This is a genomic window from Streptomyces sp. SID13726 (genome assembly GCF_010548375.1).
Classification (GTDB): Bacteria; Actinomycetota; Actinomycetes; order Streptomycetales; family Streptomycetaceae; genus Streptomyces.
In genome coordinates this window covers 172,229-195,293 of record NZ_JAAGLY010000008.1, presented here as the reverse complement: position 1 = coordinate 195,293, position 23,065 = coordinate 172,229, and the positions used below count along the sequence as shown (strand labels likewise).

21 protein-coding genes and 2 pseudogenes are annotated in these 23,065 nt (G+C 66.9%); 13 read left to right on the top strand and 10 right to left on the bottom strand.

Going from position 1 to position 23,065, the window contains the following annotated elements; translation table 11 throughout:
* Positions 1 to 512 precede the first annotated feature (512 nt).
* On the top strand, positions 513 to 1,409 hold the full coding sequence (locus G3I78_RS22980; RefSeq protein ID WP_164427555.1) for a helix-turn-helix domain-containing protein: 897 nt from the start codon (positions 513 to 515) through the stop codon (positions 1,407 to 1,409).
* A 213-nt stretch (positions 1,410 to 1,622) separates the two neighbouring features.
* On the opposite strand, the gene G3I78_RS22975 is transcribed toward G3I78_RS22980, so the two are convergent.
* Together G3I78_RS22975 and G3I78_RS22970 are read right to left on the bottom strand one after the other, a co-directional pair.
* A complete protein-coding gene (locus G3I78_RS22975; RefSeq protein ID WP_164427553.1) occupies positions 1,623 to 2,735 on the bottom strand; it encodes an MAB_1171c family putative transporter in 1,113 nt (370 codons plus the stop codon).
* A 3-nt stretch (positions 2,736 to 2,738) separates the two neighbouring features.
* Positions 2,739 to 3,245 (bottom strand): hypothetical protein, encoded by a 507-nt coding sequence (locus G3I78_RS22970; protein WP_239157968.1) that lies wholly within the window; start codon positions 3,243 to 3,245, stop codon positions 2,739 to 2,741.
* Between the two features lie 900 nt (positions 3,246 to 4,145).
* Between G3I78_RS22970 and G3I78_RS22965 the strand changes: the two genes are divergently transcribed.
* The 4 genes and pseudogenes from G3I78_RS22965 to G3I78_RS52085 all read left to right on the top strand — a co-directional run.
* Positions 4,146 to 4,805 (top strand): DUF6461 domain-containing protein, encoded by a 660-nt coding sequence (locus tag G3I78_RS22965; RefSeq protein ID WP_164427552.1) that lies wholly within the window; start codon positions 4,146 to 4,148, stop codon positions 4,803 to 4,805.
* A gap of 408 nt (positions 4,806 to 5,213) precedes the next feature.
* Positions 5,214 to 5,516, top strand: a complete 303-nt coding sequence (locus G3I78_RS22960) for a hypothetical protein (RefSeq protein ID WP_164427550.1) — start codon at positions 5,214 to 5,216, stop codon at positions 5,514 to 5,516.
* 311 nt (positions 5,517 to 5,827) lie between these two features.
* Positions 5,828 to 6,313 (top strand): hypothetical protein, encoded by a 486-nt coding sequence (locus tag G3I78_RS22955; protein ID WP_164427548.1) that lies wholly within the window; start codon positions 5,828 to 5,830, stop codon positions 6,311 to 6,313.
* A gap of 367 nt (positions 6,314 to 6,680) precedes the next feature.
* Positions 6,681 to 6,938: pseudogene (locus tag G3I78_RS52085) on the top strand (ISAs1 family transposase); the annotation flags it as partial.
* Positions 6,939 to 7,225: 287 nt separating this feature from the next.
* Here the strand turns inward: G3I78_RS52085 and G3I78_RS22950 are convergent.
* Positions 7,226 to 9,097: a DUF4157 domain-containing protein gene (locus G3I78_RS22950; protein ID WP_203615371.1), complete on the bottom strand. Its 1,872-nt coding sequence runs from the start codon at positions 9,095 to 9,097 to the stop codon at positions 7,226 to 7,228.
* Positions 9,098 to 9,348: 251 nt separating this feature from the next.
* Between G3I78_RS22950 and G3I78_RS22945 the strand changes: the two are divergent.
* The 4 genes and pseudogenes from G3I78_RS22945 to G3I78_RS22930 form a co-directional block, all read left to right on the top strand.
* Positions 9,349 to 9,807, top strand: a pseudogene (locus tag G3I78_RS22945) (HNH endonuclease family protein); the annotation flags it as partial.
* A gap of 204 nt (positions 9,808 to 10,011) precedes the next feature.
* Entirely contained in the window at positions 10,012 to 10,845 is an 834-nt protein-coding gene (locus tag G3I78_RS22940; RefSeq protein WP_164427546.1) for a hypothetical protein, read from the top strand.
* 329 nt (positions 10,846 to 11,174) lie between these two features.
* Positions 11,175 to 11,405, top strand: a complete 231-nt coding sequence (locus G3I78_RS22935; protein ID WP_164427544.1) for a hypothetical protein — start codon at positions 11,175 to 11,177, stop codon at positions 11,403 to 11,405.
* 14 nt (positions 11,406 to 11,419) lie between these two features.
* Positions 11,420 to 12,880 carry a hypothetical protein gene (locus G3I78_RS22930; protein WP_164427542.1) on the top strand — a complete coding sequence of 487 codons (1,461 nt, stop codon included), beginning with the start codon at positions 11,420 to 11,422 and terminating at the stop codon, positions 12,878 to 12,880.
* A gap of 37 nt (positions 12,881 to 12,917) precedes the next feature.
* On the opposite strand, the gene G3I78_RS22925 is transcribed toward G3I78_RS22930, so the two are convergent.
* Together G3I78_RS22925 and G3I78_RS22920 are read right to left on the bottom strand one after the other, a co-directional pair.
* On the bottom strand, positions 12,918 to 13,850 hold the full coding sequence (locus G3I78_RS22925) for a restriction endonuclease (RefSeq protein WP_164427539.1): 933 nt from the start codon (positions 13,848 to 13,850) through the stop codon (positions 12,918 to 12,920).
* A gap of 36 nt (positions 13,851 to 13,886) precedes the next feature.
* Positions 13,887 to 14,408 carry an NUDIX hydrolase gene (locus G3I78_RS22920; RefSeq protein ID WP_164427537.1) on the bottom strand — a complete coding sequence of 174 codons (522 nt, stop codon included), beginning with the start codon at positions 14,406 to 14,408 and terminating at the stop codon, positions 13,887 to 13,889.
* 210 nt (positions 14,409 to 14,618) lie between these two features.
* Here G3I78_RS22920 and amcB point away from each other — a divergent pair, with 210 nt between their 5' ends.
* From amcB to G3I78_RS22900, 4 genes are all read left to right on the top strand, one after another.
* Positions 14,619 to 15,776, top strand: coding sequence for a cyclophane-forming radical SAM peptide maturase AmcB (gene amcB / locus G3I78_RS22915; RefSeq protein WP_164427535.1), 1,158 nt, complete (start codon positions 14,619 to 14,621; stop codon positions 15,774 to 15,776).
* On the top strand, positions 15,773 to 15,964 hold the full coding sequence (gene amcA, locus G3I78_RS22910) for a multiple cyclophane-containing RiPP AmcA (protein ID WP_164427533.1): 192 nt from the start codon (positions 15,773 to 15,775) through the stop codon (positions 15,962 to 15,964). Before amcB ends, amcA begins: the two co-directional genes overlap by 4 nt.
* 73 nt (positions 15,965 to 16,037) lie before the next feature.
* Complete coding sequence (locus G3I78_RS22905; protein WP_164427531.1) at positions 16,038 to 16,724, top strand: pentapeptide repeat-containing protein; 687 nt, start codon at positions 16,038 to 16,040, stop codon at positions 16,722 to 16,724.
* A 31-nt stretch (positions 16,725 to 16,755) separates the two neighbouring features.
* Entirely contained in the window at positions 16,756 to 17,550 is a 795-nt protein-coding gene (locus G3I78_RS22900) for a hypothetical protein (RefSeq protein WP_164427529.1), read from the top strand.
* 76 nt (positions 17,551 to 17,626) lie between these two features.
* Here the strand turns inward: G3I78_RS22900 and G3I78_RS22895 are convergent, their stop codons facing one another.
* From G3I78_RS22895 to G3I78_RS22875, 5 genes are all read right to left on the bottom strand, one after another.
* Positions 17,627 to 18,634 (bottom strand): hypothetical protein, encoded by a 1,008-nt coding sequence (locus tag G3I78_RS22895; RefSeq protein ID WP_164427527.1) that lies wholly within the window; start codon positions 18,632 to 18,634, stop codon positions 17,627 to 17,629.
* Positions 18,635 to 18,861: 227 nt separating this feature from the next.
* Entirely contained in the window at positions 18,862 to 19,920 is a 1,059-nt protein-coding gene (locus G3I78_RS22890) for a hypothetical protein (RefSeq protein WP_164427525.1), read from the bottom strand.
* 121 nt (positions 19,921 to 20,041) lie between these two features.
* Positions 20,042 to 21,460, bottom strand: coding sequence for a hypothetical protein (locus G3I78_RS22885; RefSeq protein ID WP_164427524.1), 1,419 nt, complete (start codon positions 21,458 to 21,460; stop codon positions 20,042 to 20,044).
* Between the two features lie 54 nt (positions 21,461 to 21,514).
* Complete coding sequence (locus G3I78_RS22880; protein WP_164427522.1) at positions 21,515 to 22,570, bottom strand: PIN domain-containing protein; 1,056 nt, start codon at positions 22,568 to 22,570, stop codon at positions 21,515 to 21,517.
* Positions 22,571 to 22,689: 119 nt separating this feature from the next.
* Entirely contained in the window at positions 22,690 to 22,980 is a 291-nt protein-coding gene (locus tag G3I78_RS22875; protein ID WP_164427513.1) for a hypothetical protein, read from the bottom strand.
* Between the last annotated feature and the right edge of the window lie 85 nt (positions 22,981 to 23,065).

The window sequence follows — 23,065 nt, the reverse complement described above, 5'->3', positions numbered from 1 at the left end:
CCTGGCAGCGTCTGCCGCCGGGCGGGTGCCCGGCGAGGGACGACGAACATATGCAGACCCAGCGGCAAGATCCAGACCTTGCTAAAGGACTCTCTACAAGTCGTAGCGGAGGTCGGCGGCACCTGCGTCTGCGGGGGACGACGAACATGCGCACGGGCCCGCGCGAAGATCCAGAGCTGGAGCTGGTTCTCAGCCTCTGTACTCGTCGAGGACCTCGGCCCTGGACGACTTCTGCACCGGGTGTGCCGATCGCTCAGCGTAAGAGGCGCTGGAGCATGGTCGGCTTCCTCACGGTGGGGGAGGGGACTGACGCCGCAGCCCGGCCGAGGCGTCATCGGCCTCCGGGGGGTGCGGCGTGGGCCTCTGCGCCACCCTGGGCGGACGCAGAGATCACGTCCGGAGGGGGAGCGGCGTGCACCAGCCCTCCGGTTTCGCTACGCTGAAACTATTCCCAGGTAAGCTAAAAGTCAAGAAGATGCATTCACTTCAATTTGGAGAAAAAGTGAGGTCTGGTGCCTGCCCGTCACTTTGACCGAGAGCTTGCTCGCGCGGCACGGCGGGCCGCAGACCTCCGCCAGAGCGAGGTCGGGGCAGCGCTGGGCGTCTCCAACTCCGCGGTGGCGAACTGGGAGGCGGGCCACTCCGCGCCCGATCCGGAGACCCTGCCCGCGTATGCGGCGGCACTGCGGCGAGGTGTGGACGAGCTGTTTCCGCGAGCCGGGCTGCCCGATCTCACCGACCTGCGCTGCGACGCCGGCCTCTACCGCGCGCAGACGCCGGCCGTGATCGGAACGAAGAGCGCCGGCCCGGTCGCCGGGGCGGAACGCGGCGAGCGCCGGCTCAAGGACCACTACGTCCCGCTCCTCGCGGCGCGGTATGGCGTGAGCGAGGCGGAGCTGCGGCGGGCCCAGGAGCGATCCATTGCCGCGGCGGAGGGCGAAAAGCGCGGGGGAGTGGAGCAGGGCACTCCTGCTGCGGCTCCGGGCAGGCCGCCGGAAACGCTGGCGGAGAAGATCAACTTCATCTTTGAGCGCTCCTATCCGGGACCCCACGGCCCCCCGTCGGACGCCGAGATCACCACCGAGGTCAACGGGCATCTCGGCAAGGAGATCCTCACCGAGAAGGACTTCAGGGACCTGCGCACCGGTGCCACGCAGACAGCGGCTCCCGGCGTACTGAGTGCGCTGGCCGAGGTGGTCGGCGTCTCGGAGATGTACTTCCAGTCGGACGAGGCCGTCGCCGCCCAGGTCTACGAGGGGCTGAAACTGCTGGCCGCCGCCCGACAAGGGGCCATCGGACGGGTGAAAGCTCGCGGCCTGGGCCCTCAGGGCATGTCGCCCAGGATGATGGCGCTGGTCACCGAACTGGCAGCGGAACTGGCGCAGAAAGAGGCCGAGGAAAGGAAGTGACCCTCGTCCGGGACGTCCCGCCCGACATCCTGTGCGGCTGCCTCGATACGCTGAACGTCCTCGCCGCGACCCGTGCGCCCGGCTGGCCGGGACTCGGCGGCGGTGCCAGTGAGGGACATGCATGTCCGCCTGCAGGGAAACAGCGAGGCGGACACAAGGGGCGCATGAACCCGCCTCTCCCGCGTAGGCGCGCGTCTTATGTCTCCTGCACGGTTACGCCAGCCCGCGCAGTGCGTCCGAGACCGCGATCAGCTGGCCGACATCCGCGGCCCGGTCCCCACCTCGCCTCATCACCAGGGGCACCGCCATCGCGGACGGCCCGGTCGGCCCGGATTGCGCGGTGGCCCGGCGGAGCCGTCTGGCCAGCTCCGCCGGTTCCACTTCGCGCAGGTCCGCTTCCTCGCCCTCGCCGACCAGGTAGGGGCTGATGCCGAGCAGCCCATCCCGGCACTCCACGATCCGCCGGTGGTAGCGACGGTGCACGCCGCGCGCCCGCCACCGGTCCCACGGCGTCCCGGAGGCGGGCTGGAGGTGGATCTGAGGGCAACGGCTGACCAGCAGCTCCCACAGCGGGGCCAGTCGGCGGTGGTCCCGGCGCCGGCGCAGCCACAACCGCACGGCAGCGACCCTCGTGTGCAGGCCCGCATACACGATGCCCACCACGAAGAGCAGACTCGACACCGTCAACAAGGCGGCCGACCAGACCGTGAGCCGGTCCGGCACCAAGGCCCCGCTCCAGCGGGCGGCCGTGAAGGCCGCGCGAACGGCGCAGGCCACGGCCACCGAGCAGAGACCGACCGCGGTGATCCACAGCCCAGTGGCATAAGGACGGCGCGACATCCCCGCATAGCGGGCTGACCACCGTCCGGCCGTCCCGAACGCGTACGCCATGTAGAAGCCGGTGCAGAGGTAGAAGACAGCGACCCCGGGGATCGTCATGTCCGTCAGCCGGGACGGCCCGGCCAGTGCACCGCGCGGCACCGCCAGGGTGGCCACCGAGGCCGCCATCGCGACTAGGGCCACGACGCCCGCCTCTACCCGGGCGCGATGGCGGGCCGCGCGACCGTCAGCCGAATACAGGTAGAAGCACATCAGGAAGTAGCAGGCCAGCGTCAGCAGCAGGTTCTGGACCAGCCGGCCGGTATCGTGCACCGCCGTGAAGTCCACTCCCTGGGAATTCACCGGCCTGACCACGGTCACCGACAGCCCCAGGCACACGAAGGCGAGAGCGACCGACCGGGTCGGAGCATCACGCGGGACACGCGACCACAGGAACAACCTCCACAGGACAGCGCCTGTGACGAACAGGGGAAGGCAAGCCGCCACGGCCTACAGCCACCCCCGCCGATCGCCCAGAGCCGCCTCAACCCGGCGGACCGCCGGGTCCTGTGACAGAGGCGGGAGCGCCTCGACCACCGAGGACCACTCCAGGATGATCGTCGCCGCGAGCTCCACCGAGCACTCCTGCTTGTCCTCGTACGAACAGCGCCTGCTGACCCGCCGAATCAGCTTCGGATCGACCGCCGGAATAAGGCTCGCCCACTCCTGGGCGAAGTCACCAGGAGAGCCGCCCGAGACCACCTCCGCCGTCTCTCCCTCCCACTCCGCAACCACGATGTGGAGGACCTCATGAAGGATGATCTGGATCTGATGCAGCCGGGTCGTTTCCTGCTGGTAGAAGATGAGATCCATCTGCGCCGTCTCGATCCACATCCCCGACGGACCCGGCACCTCCAGCGGGAACGGCCGCAGGACGATCGGGCGCCCGCGCCTCTCACCGAGAGCTGCGGCCAGCTCCCCGACATCCAGCGGCGGGTGAATGCCCAGACTGCGCAACTCCCTCCGCAACCGCTTGTGCAGTGAGCGTTCTACTGTCCGCCGCTTCGCCGTGCGCCACCGTCCCCAACGTCGGCGGTCCCCCCTCTCAGACACACGCCTGCCAGATCCACCAGCACCACCGAGGTGCCTTCCCAGAGGCATGTGAGCAATCCCCTTCATACCGGGCGGCCACGGCCCTAGCTCCGGCCCGGGCGAAAAGCCACCACGAGACCACGACGTTCAAGTCCCCGGCGGTAGACGCCTGAAGGCGATCACGGAACGCGACAAGCACCCGCCGCGTGACCCGCACCGCCCCGTGGAGCAGCGGCTGCGCGGGAGGCACTACACCTCACCGACACGTGTCATCGCTAACGCGAACAAGTAACTGGACCCGGAAAGCTCGGCGGTGGTCGCAGGGACTGCCTCGGACCCTACGTGAGGTTCGGCCAAGACCAAGGCTGAAAAGCGCTCCCTGGTGACGGACTCGAAGGTGGCGAAGAAACGCGCCAAATCCCCCACCTCTGAAATCGATCACGGGTCTGAGCTGCTAATTCACATGCGTTCATATTGTTCTTGATTTCACGGTGAACGCATGCTTCTGTTACTGACTTGAAATCCTGACTTCCTGTCAGGCTGTGGAGCGTTCATGGTTCCTGTGCATAGGGCGGTTTGCGTAGGCTGATTGCTTCGTGTTGCGACAGGTATCTACGTACGGCGATCGCTGGAGTCGCTGTTTGCTGCCTCGGATGAGCGGCCCCGCGGCGTCATGCGCGTATGAGAAATAGGGGTCGTCGCCATGACTGTGACGGGCGGTGCGGGCCGATGCCTGAACGTCTGACCGGGGTGGTCTGGGATCTTGGGCAAGAGGGGGCTTAGTCGTTGGTGGTCTGCGTAGGCTGACTGCAGGTGCCAGTTCTCGTGTCCTTGCCCGCGCTGGGCCATCGTGACGAGGGGGAGAGGTTGGACGGCGTTCAGTGGCTGGCGACGGCCAGGGATGTGGATCTCGGGTACTGGGTGTTGTTCGCGCGGGGCATGAGCCCGGCAGACCTGCTGGTGCGACTTGGCCTGGATGTGGACCCTGATCAGGTGCTGACCCGGGAAGAGGCGAACGATCTCGCTGACGACACCGGCGATGTGGTGGTGCGTGCCGGAGCGAGTCGAGGGTGGGCATATGCCTTCGTCGAGGGCGGCCCGGCCGGCCCGGACTCCTTGGGCGCGGTTCGGCGGCTGGCGGCGGGCACCGAGGCGGTCGATGTGTGGCGGACGGTGAACGCGGACTGCTCGTTCGGCTACGCGCAGGACGGGCAGATCGTGTGTCGGTTCGAGCCGGGCCGTGAGCACGAGTGCACCGGTGCGGATCCCGACAGGCTCGGCGGGGCGATGCGGGAGGCGGGTCTGCTCATGTCGGACGGCAGGTCACACTGGGGGCACGGTGTGGCTGCCGGCCGGCCTGAGCTGCGGGCTCTGGCCCTTGCGGAATCGGCGTTCGGAGTGGACCTGCCGCGGGCCGAGGTGCTCGAAGAGCCGGTCCTGGCGGCCCGGCTGGCGGAGTGGGCGGCGCCGTCGAGGGCGTGGTGACGTGGGTGGGGCCCGACACCACGAGGATGCCGGGCCTCGCGTCACGCGTTCAGGATGTCAGGGACATACCTGGCAGAAGGTCTCCACGTCGCAGTCCTCGAACCCGGGCATGAACACGTAGTACGGGTCTCCGTCGAGGACGCGCGCCTTTCCCGTCCACCGGCCCAGGCCGCCGCCCGCGCTGGTGTTCTGGTCCTTGGGGATGTTGCCGCGGCCGACGCCCGCGAACTCACCTACTGCTTGACCGGCGAGCAGGGGCAGCTGCTGGGCAGAGGAGTGGCACAGAGCACTGCAGGACCGGGATGATGGGCGGCACCGGCAGACAAAGGGAGAGACACGGATGGGCATAGGCGCGTCGGAGGGCGAGGCGGCGAGGGCCGGTGCCGCGAAGCGGTCGGAGGTTTCGGCGTGATCGACTTTCCGGGCAGCCGCCCGATGTGCGGCGACACGGTCAAGATCATCGCTGACGCGCTCGTGATGACCATCACAGGGGCGGTTGTCTCGCGGGGCGTCTTGCGCGAGGGGTACGGGTTTGTGGAGCTGGTTCTGCCCGATGGCGACCCGCAGCAGCGGCGTGACCTGGAACGGGCTGCGTCGTATCAGTACCGCGTCTACGTCGATGGTGCGCTGCTCTATTCGTCTCCGCCCCTGCGAGTCCATGAGACCCGGCGGGAGAGCGACGGATCTCTGGTGGTGGTCGGCTCTCCCTGAACAGGCTGCCGCCGTATGGATGGCGCGGTGGGGGCGGTGCCGACGAGGCCGATTGGGCTGGTGGTGAGAGGGCGACCTCGTCCGGCCGCAGGTCCACAGCTGGCGTTTGGGGGCGTTCGGTTGTCGCCATCGCCCAGAGGTTCCCCTTCCGGGTGTCGTTGTCCGGGCGATCGGCCATACGTGCTTCTCCCTCGTACCGCGGACCAATGGGCAGTGATCAACGCCCCGTCCCGCGGCTGGGGAGCCCTGGCTGGGACTTGGGGGGACGGGTTTGTAGTGGCTGTGCGGCGTGTGGCGGCACAATGGCTCTCGTGACGACCCTCATCATCGAACAGCTCAGGCAGTGGCAGGCCGCCGGGGGCCCGCAGACGTGGTGCGCCGCGTGGGATCGGGCGATCGCGGTGACCGAGCCGGTCTGGACCGGCCGGGACATCACCTGGGACGGCATGCAGCTGGCCGAGGGGACCGCGGCACTGGCCACCGGGATCTACCTCGTTGCTGCCCAAGACGGCCTGGCCGTCGGGGAGGTGACCAGCGAGCAGATCGAGGACCTGATGGCCCCGCAGAGGCCGTGGGACATCGTCCGGATGTGGGAGCAACGCCTTCAGCTGCTCGGGCATGACCTTGAGGACCCCACGGACCCGGTCTCGGTGTGCTGGCAGAGGCTCCGCCATGACGACACCCCGCCCCCGATCGTCCAGAACTGGGATTACGGGCACAGTGAGTTCCGGTGGGGGCCCGCACTGGTCAATTCGCTGCGAGCTTTGCTCGCGCCGCGGTGGTCCCTGGCCTTCTGAACCGAGGCTGGCGCCCGGAGCAGAGCCCGCGGCGTCGGGAGGCCGCCGACGGTACATGGGGGTGTGCCCCGGCACGGGGCGGGCCATCCAGACCTGCCGCGGCAGGGGAAGGAGGGCAACAACCAACCGACCCTTGCCATACGGTGCGCTGCTGCGGGGCTGAACGGGGTCTGGGTGAGGGGGTGTTCAGCGAAGACGCAGAGCACGCGACCGCCCGTTGTGATCTCGACGCCGGCGGTCATGGAGGTCATGGCTATGCCGGGACCTGTCCCGCACTCGATGTGATCACCCCCCGTTCCGGGGGATCGGCGTGGGCGGGCCCGCTGCCACAGCGGCCTCCCCCTGCTGAGTCCACCGCCCTGCTCCCGAGCAGGCCAGCCCTGCCCAACTCGCGAAGCTGATCAGAGACCACTGGCAGGTCGAGGCCCTTCACCACGTCCGGGACACCACTTTCGCTGAGGATGCCTCGCAGCTGCGGACCGGCAACACACCCCGCGCCATGGCCACCTGGCGCAACCTTGCCATCGGAGTCCTACGAGCAGCCGGGACGAAGAACATCGCCGCTGGCCTTCGCCAGAACGCCCGCGACCCCCATCGCCCCCTCGCGCTTCTCGGCCTCACTTGATCACAAACCGGACGTCGCCTGACTATGCCGAAGCCCTGACCTGGAAAGCGCCTCCGGTGGTGGCGAGAACAAGGACCTCAGCAATCCTTATTCTCGCTGTTCAGCGGCACTTTCTGCTTTCGCGATCACTAGTCGGGCAGCCCATTTCGTGAAAGCGCGAGGCTGGTACTCCAGCAGGATTTCGCCGTCTGACCTGCTCTTTCACCGGACGCTAGGGCGGTCTTCGTCTGATCAAGTGCTCCGACTTCGGGGGTTTTCACGCTGACAATTCTCCATGCCAGAATTCCCTACGCCTGGCCTTCGGATTCCGATCCCGTTCCCAACGCAAGTGCCACTTTGGAGTTCGTCGATTTCTTCCTGTGCGTCGCCGACTTATACGTCTTGGCGACATTCTTGTCTATTCTCGTGAACAGTTCCGCTGCCGCCTCCTTTTCCTTCCCTGCCCTGTTGGCGTACTCCTGCGTTCCAGCAAAGACCGCTTTAGAGAAGTAGAAGACCCCCGGGCGCACTGTTTCCGACCCGCCGGGGTAGAGTTCGGTGAAGCAGGAGGCGCAGGGCCGCTTGGTACCACCCATGTAGGGCGGCACCTTGCCGCCCTCGCGCTTGACGATCCTTAGTTCCGCATGCAGATCCGAGCCACCCTCGGCGGCTACCGCCAGACCTTTTCCGATCGCGCTGAGGATCATGTGATGCCTGGCCAACTCGCCGTCGGAATCATCTCTCTCAGCGAACACTCCTTCAGCTTTACCGTAATGCCGATCCGCCCTATTGAAGATGTCCGGCTTCCCCCTGTAAGCGACCAACTTGCTCCTGTCGCCCACCATCTCAAGCAGGAGCTCCTCTGCACTTTCACGCTCGCGCAACAGATCGACGAGAGCCTTGTTGGCACCGCTACTGTTGGCCGCGACCACAAGTTTGCCATCTTCCCCGATCGCCGCCTGCACCTCCACGGGGTCCGAACCGTGCATGTATGCCTTGATGACACTCGATATCCATCGGAGCCCCTCAACCTCCGGCTCTTCATCATACTTCCTCACCTTCGACACACCCTCCTCCTTCGTTCTCGCTATCCACCCCTGGTCACCTTTCTCCACCTTCCACTTGCCGTTCCCCCGGAATGCGCTCATGAGTTCCTTCGTGAATAAATTGAGGCTTTGCTCCTCGGAGAGTGGCTTTTGTGGTTCTTGTTGCGATGCCGCATGCAGATTTTCCATTTCATCCATCATTGCGTGCAAGGCTTCGTCGCCGGAAGAGCCGCCAAACTCACTGCTCTCCTCCACGCCCGCCTCCGTTCTGGGGCGCTGCGAGGGCGGCTGGCCGCTCTCTGTCGCAGACCTTTTCCGTTGGTCTTCCGGGGCACGCTGGACCGCTCCGCCGCTCCGCTTCTCATGGATTCCCTGCTTCTCCGCCGCGTTCACCGCGCTGCCCTGAGCCACGAGGGACGGAGCGGTCGCCGCACCGGCTCCGAAGGCAGCCCCGTCCTTGTCCGCCTTCTGTTCAGAGCTCTGGTTGGGGTCGGTGATCGTGACTCCTGCACCATTGCTGTGACCGGTCTCGGGGATTCCCTTGAGGTTCTCGTTGACATGGCTCAACTCGTGACCCATGACGTTCTTGTCCGCGACGACCTGCGGGGGCGCGAAGATGTGCGTGCCGACCGTCATGGCCTGGGCCCCCAGGGCCGCGGTGGCTCGCTGGGCCACCGGGTTATCGTGGAGTTGAGCAGCGGCGAGGTTCGGATTCTGGAAGAACGGGGTCGCCTCCGAGAGCAGTGGTCCGGGAAGCGAGCGGCTCGGTGACGCCATGGCCTCGTCGAGCAAGGCTTTCTGGCCAGCCGGGCTGGCGTCCACTACGGCCTCGTGACCGTGGCCGGCCCCGTGGGCATGCTCCTCACCCGGGGGGATCCGCTCGACGGCCTTGTCCTGCGCGGACCGCTGGACCTGGGATCCCTCTTCATGATGCCCGCAGGCTGGGCCGTGCTGATGTCGGGCTTGGGCCCAGGGGTGCCCTGCCTGTCGGAGCAATTGAACAACAGCAGCGTTCCCCGCACTGCCCTGCAGTCCGAGAAACCTTTGAACAGCAGCGCTGCCAGAGGTCGCTGAGCGCTGTTTGGCCACAGAACTGCGTCCGGATTTACCGTTTTCATCCTTGATGAAAGTCATGATCATTCCCTTGAAGTGGCGTACTATCCCGTTCTACTCACCAGCTCGCCCAAATCCCAGGTGCGAAAGGGCAGACTCCGATACCAAACAGGCACCAAGCCCGACGTTCATCCTCGACGGGCCTGGTGTTCCTTGATCAACTCGGCACGTTTGGCTATTTTGCCGAGATGGTGTTCCGCTGGGTGGCGTAGCAGGGATCTCCGCATAGCCCCAGGTCATGGGGCGGCCATCGCGCAATTACCGCGGCTAACAAGTTCCCGCACTGGGCCGAACAGGGCCGGCACTGCGACACCCGCGAACTGGTGCTGCGCAGGGACGGCACCGTCGTCACCCAGGACGACGAATGCCGGGCCGCTTCCGGGAAGTGGGTGAGCGCGTACGACGGCAAGACGTTCACCGACGCCTCGAAGATGGACATCGACCACTTGGTGCCGCTCGCCAACGCCTGGCGCTCCGGCGCCAACACCTGGGACCAGAGGAAGCGGAAAGAATTCGCCAACGATCTCAACCACCCGCAGCTCCTCGCGGTCTCTGCGGCCACCAACCGGGCCAAGGGAGACCAGGGACCGGACGAATGGCAGCCGCCGTCCCAGACCTACTGGTGCACCAACGCACGCGCCTGGACCTCGGTGAAGTCCACGTACCGGCTGACGGTCACCGCAGCCGAGAAGACCATGCTCAACAAGATGCTGGATACCTACACACCATGAACCCACCCCAAGAAACGAGCGGATCCCAGCGCCGCTGGGGGAACTGGCCGAGGAGACGGGGCTCGCCGCAGAGGGTATCCGTCCCCTCGGAGTCATCTCCCGGACCATCCTGTGGGCAGAGGTTCACGCGGTAGCCTTGACCGGTTGAACCGGTGGAGTACAGCACCTCGTTGTCCCCTCAGCCGACCAGCTTGGAGTCACCGCATGACGGTTGTCCCGCCCCCTCGGACACTGCCGGACGAGATGGCTCTCCTGCTGCCCTCCACGGCGCCGGACCTGTGGCGGGCTGCCGTGGAACGCGCTGCTCACCTTCTCGCCCCGAGCTGGCAGGAGCACCCCAGCCTCGACCTCACGGCGCTCTCCTTCCTCCTGCTCATGTGGTCGGCCGAGCGCGAGCAGTCCCCGGCATCCCTCTCGGCGGAGGCGGTGGCCGAGGAGCTGAGCGTCCAAGGCGAGCAGCCGCAGGAACTGAGGGACCTGAGCCGACGGATCGAGGCGGCCGCCACGGATGCCGGTGTCCTGGGCCGCGGCTACGGACCGGGCACCCTGGACCCCCTGTGGGCCGACCTGAGCTGCTGGTCGGAGGCATCGGACGACGAGGCGGAGGGACACCCCCCGGCGCTGTGGGCAGCCGTGGGCCGGCTGCGCGACGTGATCAGCGGCCTTACCGAGGCCGCCCTGCGGCACGCGTCGCCGCCCCACCCTTCCCTCGGCACGTGGACGGTCTCGGTCAGCCACCGTGTCCGGGTCGTCTCCCCTGCTGCCATCCTGTCCATCACGTGCACCACCTGCGGGAGCCGTGAGGGCGGGGAGCTGCACATCGATGGCCCGGCGGTCGCCTTCGTGTGCACCCACGGCCATGACACCACCACCCGCCGGCTGGAGGTCCAGCGGGTGCGCAACGCTCTCGCGCACGCCGGACTGCCCGCCGGCGCCGACGTATCCGTGGAGGGCGACCTCCACGTCACCCACAGGGACTGCCACGCGCAGTCCGACCCCCGGCACCTGTCCCGCTTCACCGCCGCGGTGCTCGCGTAAGACCGGCAGACGCTCGTCGGCCTCGTGCCGGTGACGCCCGGCGGACGCATGGCCGCCAGGTGGTTCTCGACGGTGCTCATGCCCCTGGTTTCGCGGCGCCAGCCAGCCCCCTGGGGGGGATCGGTCCCGTAGGGCGGCAGCGGTCGGCCCGCCGGGACCGGTGGTGCAAGGACTCCTCGCGAACCCTGGTGGTTCACCCGGGTCCATCAGACGCGATTCCAATCGGCCCGGCTGCAGGGCGGACAGAACGACGAGTGGAACCGGATCCGCCGGGGCCTGTCGCCGTGCCCGCATGAGGCTGCGGTGATCTCTTACGGGCGGGGGTGCGCATGAGCGATCTGAACATCGGCGACGCCGAGTCCCGCACGGAGCTGCGCAACACGAGTTTGCGGCGGCCGTACTCCGGCTCGTGGCGGGCCCACGCCGTCCTCGTTCGCCACGATGCCCACCGACGAGCCTTACAGGGCTCACCTGGCAATCAGGTGACTGGACTGGCTCCCGAACTGGCTTCTCTGCACGGCGAGTTGGGTACGGACCTGTTGGTTGATCCGGCTTGCTGATGTGGAGGGGAAGTATGAAGGCGGCGCGTGCGGGGTTTTCGTCGTTTGAGGCGAGAGCCGGGCAGGCCGCCCGTACCTTGCTGCACAACCAGGGGTATGACGGAGGATGGGGGCTCACGCTCACCTCGGTGTCGTCGATCGTCAACACCAGTGAGGTGCTGCCCGTTCTGACAGCTGCTGGTGTTGCCGGTCAGCCCGTGCGCGACGCGATGGGCTTTCTCACCACAGCGATCGCGGACCACTGCAGGCCGCGTCCCAAGGGCGGTCGAGGCGAGCACACCCGGTTCGTCGCCTTCGGACTGGGCGGATTGCTGTCGCAGCCGCGGTTCTTCCACCACGACGGTGTCGCCGAGACCGTCGCCTGGTGCGTGGGCTGGCTCGAAGACAACCAGGTCGATCATGGATGGCCGGAGGTACTCGGCCTTGACGACACGTCGCTGCACCAGACCGCGCTCGTCGTCCACGCTCTCGCACAGCTGAGGGACACCCTGCACGAGCTGGGGCCGGGGCTGCGGCTCGCCGACGGAATTGACACCAGCAGCCTCCTGGAGCGGGTCCAGCCGCTGATCACTCACGGGGTGCGCGGCCTGCTCTACCACCGTCGCCCCAGTGGTTCCTGGGGCTGGCGTACCTATGTCGACACCGATCCGAGCCCGAGCAAGACCGCGCTGTGCCTGCTGGCGTTCTGCGCCGTCGTGGAAGGCAACGGCCCGTCCGGCGAGCCCGCGTACGCGGACGTTCCCCAGGAGACCGGCGGGGTCCACGGGCAGGTACAGGCGAAGCGGCTGTCCGAGGTCATCACGGAGGCCGGGCAGTGGCTCCTGCGTAACCACCCCCGGTGGGAGACCTTCGTCGAGGACGACATGGACGTGCAGGGCACCGCCTGGGAGCACATGGCGTATGCACTGTGCACCCAGGCCGCCATCCGCTCCGGTGCCAGCCCGCGTGACGCGCGGTTGTCCAAAGCGTGGCGGCTGATGAACGACCTGTGGGACGCCGAGGCCGGGATGTGGAACGAGCCCGGGGCCTCCGGGAAGCGGGCCACGATCCGTGCGGCGTACTACACCGTCTCGGCCTACCAGGAGGCCCAGCGGAGCCTTGCTCGTCTCGGTCTGCGCGACGACGAGCCTGCCGATGGCGTGAGCGGTGAGGTTCGGATCACCAGTACGGTCCTCGCTGCCGACCGTACGCTCCTGCTGTCCGCGCAGGACCGTGATGCGGCGGTCGCGTGTGTGCTGTCGGAGCGCCTGTTCGATCTGGTGAAAGCCGTGCACGCGGCTCCGGGCGGGGCGCTGTCGACCGAAGCGATCGCCGGCGCCTTGTTCGTCGCGCCGTCCTCGGTACCCAAATACATCCAGCGCCTCAATCAGGCCGTGTCCTCGGCGTTCGGCGGTGTGCCGGTGCGGTTGCTGATCGCCGGCACCGTGGAGGGTGCCAGCGGCTACCGCCTGGCCGGCCCGGCGAAGCCGCGTTGACCCGGCGGCCTCGTATTTTGGTCCGCCGACCGTACTTCTAGGACGTAAGCCACTTGATCAGCCGTGCGAACTGCTCGTCCCGGGCTGCCGTCTCATCGAGGTTGATTGCTGTCGCGCGCCGAGCGAGCTCTGCCCAGGGGAGCTTCGGTGACCGGGAGGGAGTGGCCATGCCCAGCCACTTCTCGATCCGGGGGGCCACGATGATGATCTCGTGGTCGTGGCCGTCGAGTTGCTCGGCTCGGGGGATGGTGGTCCGTACTTCGTCGGAGTCGGCGACGATGAGGATCGTTCCGGGGTTCACCCGGGCCGCGATTGCCGCAACCCGTGCGAGACCTTCGACGCCGTCTGCCTCGATGAAGTTCAGGCGGCGCACCGTGTCACCTCTGGCGCGTAGCGCCTCGGAGATGCCGCCGATGATGGCGGTGTCCGACCGGCCCTCCACGACGATGGTCAGCGGCGGCTTCGGCTCGGTGAGTGGTGGGGCGACGGCTGCCTTGTAGGGGGCGAAGACTTCGCCGAGTTCGGCCGCTTCCCGGAGTTTGAATTCGAGTACTTCGGCGAAGGACCGGTCAGCGGCGTACTCCACGTCGCTTCTGTTGAACAGGATGACGTTCAGATCCTTGCCGACGCGCAGCGCGTCGACGGCCTCGTCGCTGTAGCCGGACATGGAGATGAACACGCCGATGGTACCGACGAGTTTGCCGTCTACTTTCCCTTTGAACTGGTAGATCGCTGACGCGGGCACCGTGCTGGTCTCCGCCCACCACTTGGCTTCCAGGAGGTAGTAGCGGCCCCCGTACCGGAAGGACCCATCCACCTCCTCGCCCCCGAGCCGGAAGCCCGGGCGGGGTGCGAGGTTGTCCCGGGACAGCAGCTTGATCAGCCACTTCTCGAACCTGCGTCCGCGGTCCTGTGGCGTAAGACCACCCGCTAGAGCGTCAAGCTCTTCCAGCTCCCGGCGCAGGTCCACGCGATCGGTCCTCCGGCTCGAAGTGCAGTGAGACGCCTACAGCGCGGCGCGCTCGGAGGCGATGGGGTAGTTGAGCAGAGCGAAGCGGGCGAGCGAGCGGACCTGTTCGAAGGTCCGCAACTCGGCGAGGTCGTCCAAGGCGAACCAGTCGGCTCCGTGGACTTCCTTGAGCTGCGCCTCCACCGCTTTGCCCTGGGCGCTGGCCTGGCGGCGTACGAAGTAGAACTGGGCCAGGGCCGGGACAGCGAAGCCTTCGCGCTCGATGTCCGCATAGAACGGCACGGGTTCCGGGGTGGCGTTGTCGTCGGCCGGGTGGATGGCGGGCTGGCTGGAGATCGCCTCGACCAGCAGGCCGGTCTCTTCCTTGAACTCGCGGACCGCGGTGTCGGCGAAGGACTCGCCGGGCTCGATGTGACCGCCGGGCGGCACCCATTTGTCGAAGCGGTTGTGGTGGACGAGCAGCACCCGTCCGCGCTCGACCAGGTAGCCCGAGCAGATGTACACCAGGCCCATGTCGCGGGGGGTCTGGCCGTCATGGATCAGAATCGAGCGAGGCACGCCCGTCACGATAGCCCACCCGCAGACAGGCGAACTTCACCGCCGTTCAGCCGAGTTGGCTGACATGTCATCGCCGCTCGGATGACACGTCATCGCGGATGACATCGAGATGTCATCGGGTGCACGTCATCCACCGGCGGATGGTGGACACGGCCCGCCCTGGTCTTGCCGGGACGGGCCGTGTCCCCGTCGCCGAGGGAGAGGCCCTTGATGAGCGCCCGCACCGCCGACTGGCGTTCCCGCTACAGCGAGTGGTTCACCGCCCCGCAGACCGTCGTGGTCCAGCCCACGACCTGGTGCAATCTCGACTGCGACTACTGCTACCTGCCGCTGCGCAAGCTGCGGCGGTCCATGCCCCTGGAGGTCGCCAGGGCCCTGGCCTCCTCGGTCGCCCATCTCGCCGAGCACGGCGGTCCGGTCGGTGTCGTCTGGCACGGCGGGGAGCCCCTGGCCACCGGCCGACAGCAGTTCACCACCCTGCTCGCGCTCTTCGAGGACCTGCGCCGTGCAGAGCGGGTCCAGCACTACGTGCAAACCAACGCCACGCTGATCACCGGCAGATGGTGCGAGCTGCTGGCCGCGTACGACGTCCGGGTGGGCGTGAGCATCGACGGACCGCCCTGGGCGAACACCCACCGCGTCGACCTGAAGGGCCAACCCGCCTTCGACCGGATCATGCGCGGCATCCAGCGCCTGCGCGAGCACGGCGTCCCGTTCTCCGTGATCTGCGTCGTCGGCACCGACACCATCGCCCGGCCCGAGGAACTGCTGGACTTCCTCGCCGGCCTGGGCTGCCACGAGGCAGGCTTCAACATCGAGGAGATCGAAGGCGTCAACACCGCACGTCAACCGCCCACCATCGAGCAGGCCGAGGAATTCTGGCGCCGCACCATCACCTGGACCCGCCGCCCCGGCAACCGGCTGCGGGTACGCGAGATCGACCGCCTGTCCGAGTACCTGCGCCTCATCCGCGCCGGGCGGCGTGCCGAGTGGGACAAGCGCCGCCTCGACCCCATCCCCACCGTGTCCGTCAACGGCGACGTGGTCCTGCTCTCGCCCGAACTCGCCGACACCACCGCACCGGCCTACGCCAACTTCCTCGCCGGGAACATCCTGCACAGGCCCCTGCCCGAACTCCTGGACCAGGCCCACCGGTTGCGCTACGTGCGCGACTTCCTCACCGGCCTGGAGGGCTGCCGGAACACGTGCGCGTTCTTCGACTACTGCCGCGGCGCCCAGGCCGCCAACCGCTACTTCGAGAACGGCAGCCTCGCCACCACCCAGACCCACTACTGCCAGGTCTCCCGGCAGGCCCTGATCACCGCCCTGTCCACCCTCGCCACACAGGAAACGGAGCCAGCCGCATGACACTCCTGGACCAACTGGCCACCTCCGACGCGCCCGTCGTGATGGACTTGATCACTACCCCGGATCTCTCGCTGCCCTTCACCGTGGGAGCGTCCTGGGACAACCGGCCCACCTGGGACAACTGGCAGAAGACCCCGTCCCCCTTCGACAACCGACCGACCTGGGACAACTGGAGCAAGAAGAGCTGACCCGGCGGTGCGGGCGGCGCACCGTCGCCGCCCGCGCCACCGGCAGCCGCCCCCGCGCGATGGAAGGCACCTGATGAGCACCCGCACGATCCGCCGTACCAGCGTCACCCTCCCCACCCTGGACGAGCCCGGCCTGTACCTCTCCAACGTCACCTCGCTCGAAGGCGGGCGGGGCCGCCTCAGCGAGTTCCAGTACACCGACGCCGACCTGCGCGCCCTCGACCTGGCCGACACTCACCTCCTGGACGGCCGCGTCACCGGTCTGCGCACCCAGCGCGCCCGGCTGGACGAAGTACGGGTGAACTCCGTCGAGTTCACCGGCTGCGACCTGTCCTCCCTGCACTGGTCCACCAGCAAACTCAACCGCGTCGTCTTCCGCGACTGCAAACTTCTGGGCGCCACGCTGGAGGACGTCACCCTCGACGACGTCCTCTTCGACAACTGCAAGCTCGACTACAGCACCCTCATCCGCGTCCGCGCCGCCGGACCGGTGATCTTCTCCGCATGCTCCCTGCGGGAAGCGACGCTCACCGCGACCGACCTCGCCGACTGCCTGCTCGACGACTGCGATTTGCGCCAGACCGAATTCGCGGGCGGCACCTATCGCGGCCTGGACCTACGGGGCAACGACCTGTCCCGGCTGACCGGCGTCACGTCGCTCAAACACGTGATCATCGACCGGGCACAGACACTGCAACTGGCCGAGGCGCTCGCCACCCAGCTGGAGGTCACCTACGGCGAAGACCTCGACCACCAGTAGCCGCACACCCCTCCCTCCGGAAGGCACGGCCATGGGACCACGACTGCTCTTCGGGACCGTCAGCGACCTCCGCCGACGATGCGACATCGCCTCCGTCCGGCTCACCAGCAGCGAGCCGGGCTATGACACCGGCGCCCTCATCCCCTGCGACGACTGGGAGCCCCTCACAGCTGTTGAGGCGGAAGATCTGCGCCCCGACGACACAACCCCGGACCAGACGCTGGTCCAACTCGTCCACCGGCAGCTCCCGAATCTCGACCCCGACGACCTCGCCGGCCGCCTCGAAGCCGCCGCCACCCTTGATCCCCTCAACGGCGGCTGGCCCACGACCCTCCTGGGCTGCACCGCGAGCCCCGGTAACTGGACCACCACCACCGAGGACTCCACCATCGGCCGCCGCATCGGCCTCCATGTCGACAACTTCGACCGGCTCCCGTACGCCACCCGTCACCACGGCCGCCGGCGACTGTGCCTCAACCTCGGCCCCGGCATCCGCTACCTGCTCATCGCCGACCGCGACGTGCAGCACATCTGCCGCGCCCTCTACGACGATCTGGACCACAACTACCCCCACACCGACGACGTGCGCCGCTACGTCGCCGTCGGCCACCACCTCCGCTGCCTGCGTATCCGCCTCGAACCCGGCGACGGCTACATCGCGCCCACAGAACTTCTCCCGCACGACGGATCCACTATGAACTCCGCCGAGCCATCCATCGCCGCCTTCTGGCTAGGTCGGCAACCCAAAGCTCACGCACCCTCGCTACCCGGCGGTACGCCAGCTCCCGGCAAGGCGCCCAGACGGAAGATCCCGGCGGAGCCCTGACGGGAACCACCATCACGGTGTACTTGCACGGGCGTCAGCCCGCCCGTCTGGCACAGGCGCTCCAGCACGGACACCCTTACAGCGGAGCGACCACAATGCCGTCAGCGTGTTCGGCTACCTCCGGCGGGACGTTGCCGTTCAGACACCGCTCGACGTATTCGGGTAGCTGGGTCCGCAGCCCTTGAAGGACGTGTGGGAAATAGGGAGTGCCGAAGTGACCTCGTACTCCGGGGTATGAGGAAAAGACTGTTGCGGGAGTTGGATCTGCCACGGCCGGGCGTGTCATGGTCTCGTACTGTCCGAAGGCGATTTTCCCGACCACGTCGAAGATCAGTCGGGCGACCTTAGCGGCTCCGATCTGGTCGGTAGTGAGGAAGCGCCGAAGGTCGTGTTGGTTTCCATCGAAGCGCAGTGCCCTATGGCTGAGGATGCTCATGCATGGATCCGGGTGGGTGAGACGGATGAGCGGGATGGCCTGGTGGAACGCATCGAGTGCATCGGTCTCGGGGAGGAAGAGCAGCTTCCTGGCTGGAGCGGTTGCGCGAAGGGCCTCTGTTCGCACGTCCTGTTGCACTGCCAAGGCAGGGATGAGTGTTACGCCGGCGCCCTCCCGAAGGTGGCACGGAACGTCGTCGTGCTGTGTGAAAGAACATCTCATGTCGGCGCGGTAGGCCGGGTCGCCTGCGTAGAGCATGTAGCCGGCCGGGATGCTGAAGATGTCGGCGGCCCGGAAGAGACGTTCCATCTGATCGCCTGTTTTGCTAAAGTTATCGAAGCCGATCTTCCACTTGGTGCCGCGCTTCTTGAGGGCTTTTGCCTGAACCAGGCAACCGAAACACAGGCCGCTGCGGTCGACCCACCACCAGATGTAATCGGCTCCGACCCGGCCCTCCTGCGTTCTGTTGAACTCCGTGTACCTGACCTCGGGAACAAGGGTCTTGCAGAACTCGGTCGTGATGTATTCCTCTTTCCACTGCTGTCCTTGAGCTGCGAGTTCACCCATTGCCTTCTCAGCAGCCGAGGTCGCCCGGACGAATGCGGAGTGCACCAGGGAGACATTTCCGGGGTCGCCGTGGAGGCTCATGGGCATGCTCCATGGGAAGGGGATGGGAGCCGGACGGCCCGGCCGACAACACAGTGTCGAGCAGCCCATGATGCCGTATCGCGCTGACAGTTCGCTGGAGGAGTCGAGCCCCCGGGCCCGGGTGCGGGTCCTCGCTGATGTTGGCGTGGGGTATACCAGCCGCCCCGACAATGAGAGTACGGCCGGGGCTGGGGCAGGCAGGTGTCTGGTCCAGCCCCGGTCCGTGATCAATAGTGCTTCGACTGGCTTAGCGAGGCTGTTGCGGCTCGGTCGAAGGGTAGGTCCTTCACTGGGAGCAGTTGCTTCGTCAGCTCTGGCACCGCCTTCGACAGGCAGTCCAAGGCAATTCCCAGAGCCTGTCGATGCTCGCGTGCGAAGAGGTGATCGAACGCCGGCGCCTTCCAAGCGTCGCCACCCAGTAGGGCATCGAATACCGCCAGGTCGACGGTCTGCGGCAGCTGACGGGCGATGGGGCTTCGGCGGCGCAGCCGTTCGGCGAGGTCCATGAAGTTGACCAGCCACGCTGGTGTCTGAGACATCGCGTCGCGGACGGAGGGGACAGGCCGCTCAATCGCGGGCGCGCCCGCCGACCGGTACGCCTGGTGAATGGTGACGAGTTCCTCACGGAGCAAGGCATCAGCCATCTCCGCGACTCGCAGGATCTGGCGGTCGTGGGGATCGCCGGTGTTCAGCCCCTGCTCGATTTCTCGGCGCGTTCCCTCGGAACCCACCGTGTCGGTCCGGCCGCCGGCGCGTAGGGCAGAAGACACCAGCGCTTGGAGAAGGTGACCTGCCAACAGCTTGGCCAAGGGGTTGGGAAGAACTGTCCCGGTGCGCGTCACCTCGTCCAGGGTCAGCAGCGCTCCGAGGACTCGGTGAGGATCAGCCAGCAGCGCGTCGTGCCTGAGGAAAGAGATGAGCCCCGACGGAAGGTCTCCGATCTTCTTGAGCTGCTGATCCGCGGCAGCGCTCTCCTCCTTGAAGACGGTCTCCCCGACGGTGGCGAAGTGCTGTGGTACGTGGTCCAGGACCTGCTCACGACGCTCCAGCTCGGAGCTGGCAAACAGGTCAACGCCGATGTGTCGCGCTACCCCGCGGCCGGCCTCAGTGACGGTTTGGCGAACGAGCGCCGCGCGGTCGGCACCAACGAGCGCCTGTAGCCCCCGCAGCCACAGAAGGCGGTCCTGTTCCCCGCTCTGTCCGCGGGTGGACTTGCACTCGCTGATGCTGATGTGGGGACGGAGCCTTGAGTCGAAATCGATCGACAGCACATCGACGTCCGTCACCGTCCGCGGCCGTCCTCCGACAATCTGGGTGACAGGGTGGCGTACACGGACGAGTGCGCCATCTGCGAACTCCGCTCGGGCGAACCGCCGTTCAAGTTCGTCGCCCTTCTCTTTTCCAGCCCTACCGGTCAAAGCGCCGTCGCCCCATTTCCTGTCGCAGTGCGGCGAGAATATCTTGCGAAGCGCTGGGGCTGGGGGCGGCTTCCCTGGGCGACTGGACCAGGCGACGTGCGCGTTCCGCTTCGGGGTGGCGGTAGCCGCGCTGACCCTGGAGGGCACCAGACGTGGTGTTTCCGTCCGCGCTGTCCTCAAGATAGGTGATGGCTTCCTCGGCGACATCTGCCTGCAAGAGGACGAACTTCTTGAACCTGTACGCCGGCTCAACGCGGACGATGCCAGCGGTTTCGAGCATGGAGTAATCGGTACCGATGTTGGAGGCGTCTCCTGCCTCGCCGTTGCGTACCAGTGTTCGCAGGAAGGCTGTCGGAGCGAACAGTCGATTGCTGGCGAATCGTCGTGCGAACACCATGGACCCGATGAGTTGGCGCACGTGCCCGGACGGGTCGGCTCCCGTCGGAGCATCGAACACAGATCGCCCCATGTGCGGAGAGAAGAGGAACGCTCGCTCCTGGCCTCCGAGCGTAGTGACGATAGACCGCAGAAGAAGACCCTGGGAGACGGCATAGTCCACCCACTTCCGGTCCCCGGACTGGATCTCGTCCTCGGGCATCCCAGCCGTGGCAGCCACCTCCTCCAGAACACCGCTCAGTGCCGCCCGTACGGCCCCGTCCTCAGCCTGCAGAGCAGCGTGCGAATGATCTTTGTCAACTGCCCAGATATTGGGGTTGAAGAGCACCTCATCCCCGTCGGCGCTTCGCTGACGAGTACAGAGGTGCAACGATTCGAGATCCTCTATGGCCCGTACGGCGAGTTCTTCAGGTCCGAGTGCCGCGCACTCCTCCTTTGCCGTCGAGACGGTGATCGGCATGATGGTGGTAATGCGGAGAATCCTGAGAACCATCATCTCAAGCGGTTCAGGCATGACATTACTGAGAACGCTGTCGGCACGCTGGTACAGGTCGTCGATAGGCGGAATCTTCTCGGACACCGCCTTGATCGTGCCCTCATGGTCGCGTTCTAGGTCAACCAGGCCCAGAACCTCAAGCGTGGGAAGGAACTCCCTGCGGATCTCCCGCCTGCTGATGCCGGCACTGATACCAAGGGCCTCGACACGCTCCGCAGGGCTGACACCGCTACCCCGCAGCCGGAGAGCGAGTTCAAAGATCCGGCCCGCGAACTCAAGCTGGGCCAGATCGGCCTTCGGCTGACTGGCCCCGTAGGCGCTCAGATGTCGTGACATACCGACAAGAAGTTCTGCAGTGGGTAGCAATGGAGTCTCCAGGAGGGCGACGGCGAGTCGCCACAGCAGCATTGTGGTGCGACGGCCGGGTGGCCTCAGCCGCAGTCCATAGTGCGCCACATCCCGCCCGGTAGCCGCCTTTTCGGGAGATTCGATCTCTGTCTGGGTGATAGCGATCAAGTCCTCGGCGTCGTTGGGGACAGCTGCTTCTGCCCGTTCGCGCCGTCCCGCGTACTATGCGCCGAACCCCGCTACTGGGCGGCCGACAGTCCACAGGTCGCCGGGGGCACGGACGAACGCCCGGTGGGCGAGCATGTCCCGCTTCAACTGCGCGGCGGAGATGTAGTGGCCGCGCCGTGCGAGCGCGTCACGTAGCTCGCTGGGTGTCAGCGACCGGCCGCAGCGAGCAAGGTACTGGGCCGCCAACTGCTCGCGGGTGGGGTAAGCCGGGGGATTAACCACCAGGAGCGCGTCGCTGAGCGACTGGTGCTCGACCGTCGCACTGTCGATCATCTCCAGCAGCGGCGCTGCCGCTTCCCCTGCTCGTGACAGGCTCCGCCGCCAGTTGTCTCGGCGCAGGTAACCGCGGTGGTAGCACCACCCCAGCAAGCCGGCCACGAACGCGGTCGCGAGCAGCGGGTTGCGCCCGCCGAGGACAAGCATGCGGTGAGCGCCCGCGCCGAACAACCGCAGCGCCAGTCCGATGAAGGACAGTGCGTCCGCAGCGGTGGCTTCCAGGTCGGCCATACGCAGCAGGGACTGGACGGCAGGGACCCATTCGATGACGGCGAACCCTGAGCGGGCGAAGACGCCGTCCTCGGTGACGATGACGCTCGGCCCCAGAAACTCCGCGAGTGCCATGGTCGGGGCGTCGTCCGGATCGCCGTACCTTTTCGGCATTTCGCGCTCGACATGCAGGATGCGCCGGGTCTGCGGGGACAAGTGATCACGAATCTCCAAGTCGACCACCCGAAGAGCGGGAAGGATTTGGGCTCCGAGGAGACGCCGTACGTGTCGCTCCGCCACGTGATAGTCGTCGGCCAACCGGGCCAGGTGTTCGTCGATCTCGGCGGGAACGTGCGCCGCGATGTACGGAGTAGTGCGTCCGCTGTCGGCCAGTGCCGTGACCTTGTCGTGCTGGTACCCGTTCTTGACCAACCAGCAGGCATGAGTCAGCAGCACGTTGGTGTCGAGAACTGGCAGAAGCATCGGCCGGGCCAGCATCATCGGGTTGATTGCTGGTCCGGTGCGGACCGGCAGCGGCGGTGCCGAAGCGGTGCGGAGCGTCATGGATCAAGTGTGACCGTTGCCACTGACAGTCGTGCAGGATTTTCCGGCCCGATGCCAGGCGACTCGGGTCGTGCAACAGGCACCTCCCCGTCGTCGTGTGGGCGTCCGCGGGGCTCCAGTCATGTAGTGCCAAGTGGGAAAGTAGCGACGGGGTCCCAGTCCATCTCCCACCGGACGCCGCCGTCCGTTCGTGGGTGGGCGGTCCAGCACACGTCGAGGAGGTGCATGCGAGACACGGTCAGCGGAGCGTGGCTGGGACTGATCCGGCGCAGGGCGCTCTGGAGCGGGTCGGAGTCGGCACTGTCGTAGGCGTAGCCGAGAGAGGCGTGCCCGCGTCCTCCCTCGTGGGCGATGGCCGAGGTGTCGCGGGCCTTCCACAGCGCGGCACGGACCAGGTTCTGCAGGGCCACAAGGCCCTGGTCGGGATGTGTGTCGAGGACGGCCCCGGTGCGGTTCGCAATCGGACTGCCGCACCACAGGGTGAACGGTTCGATG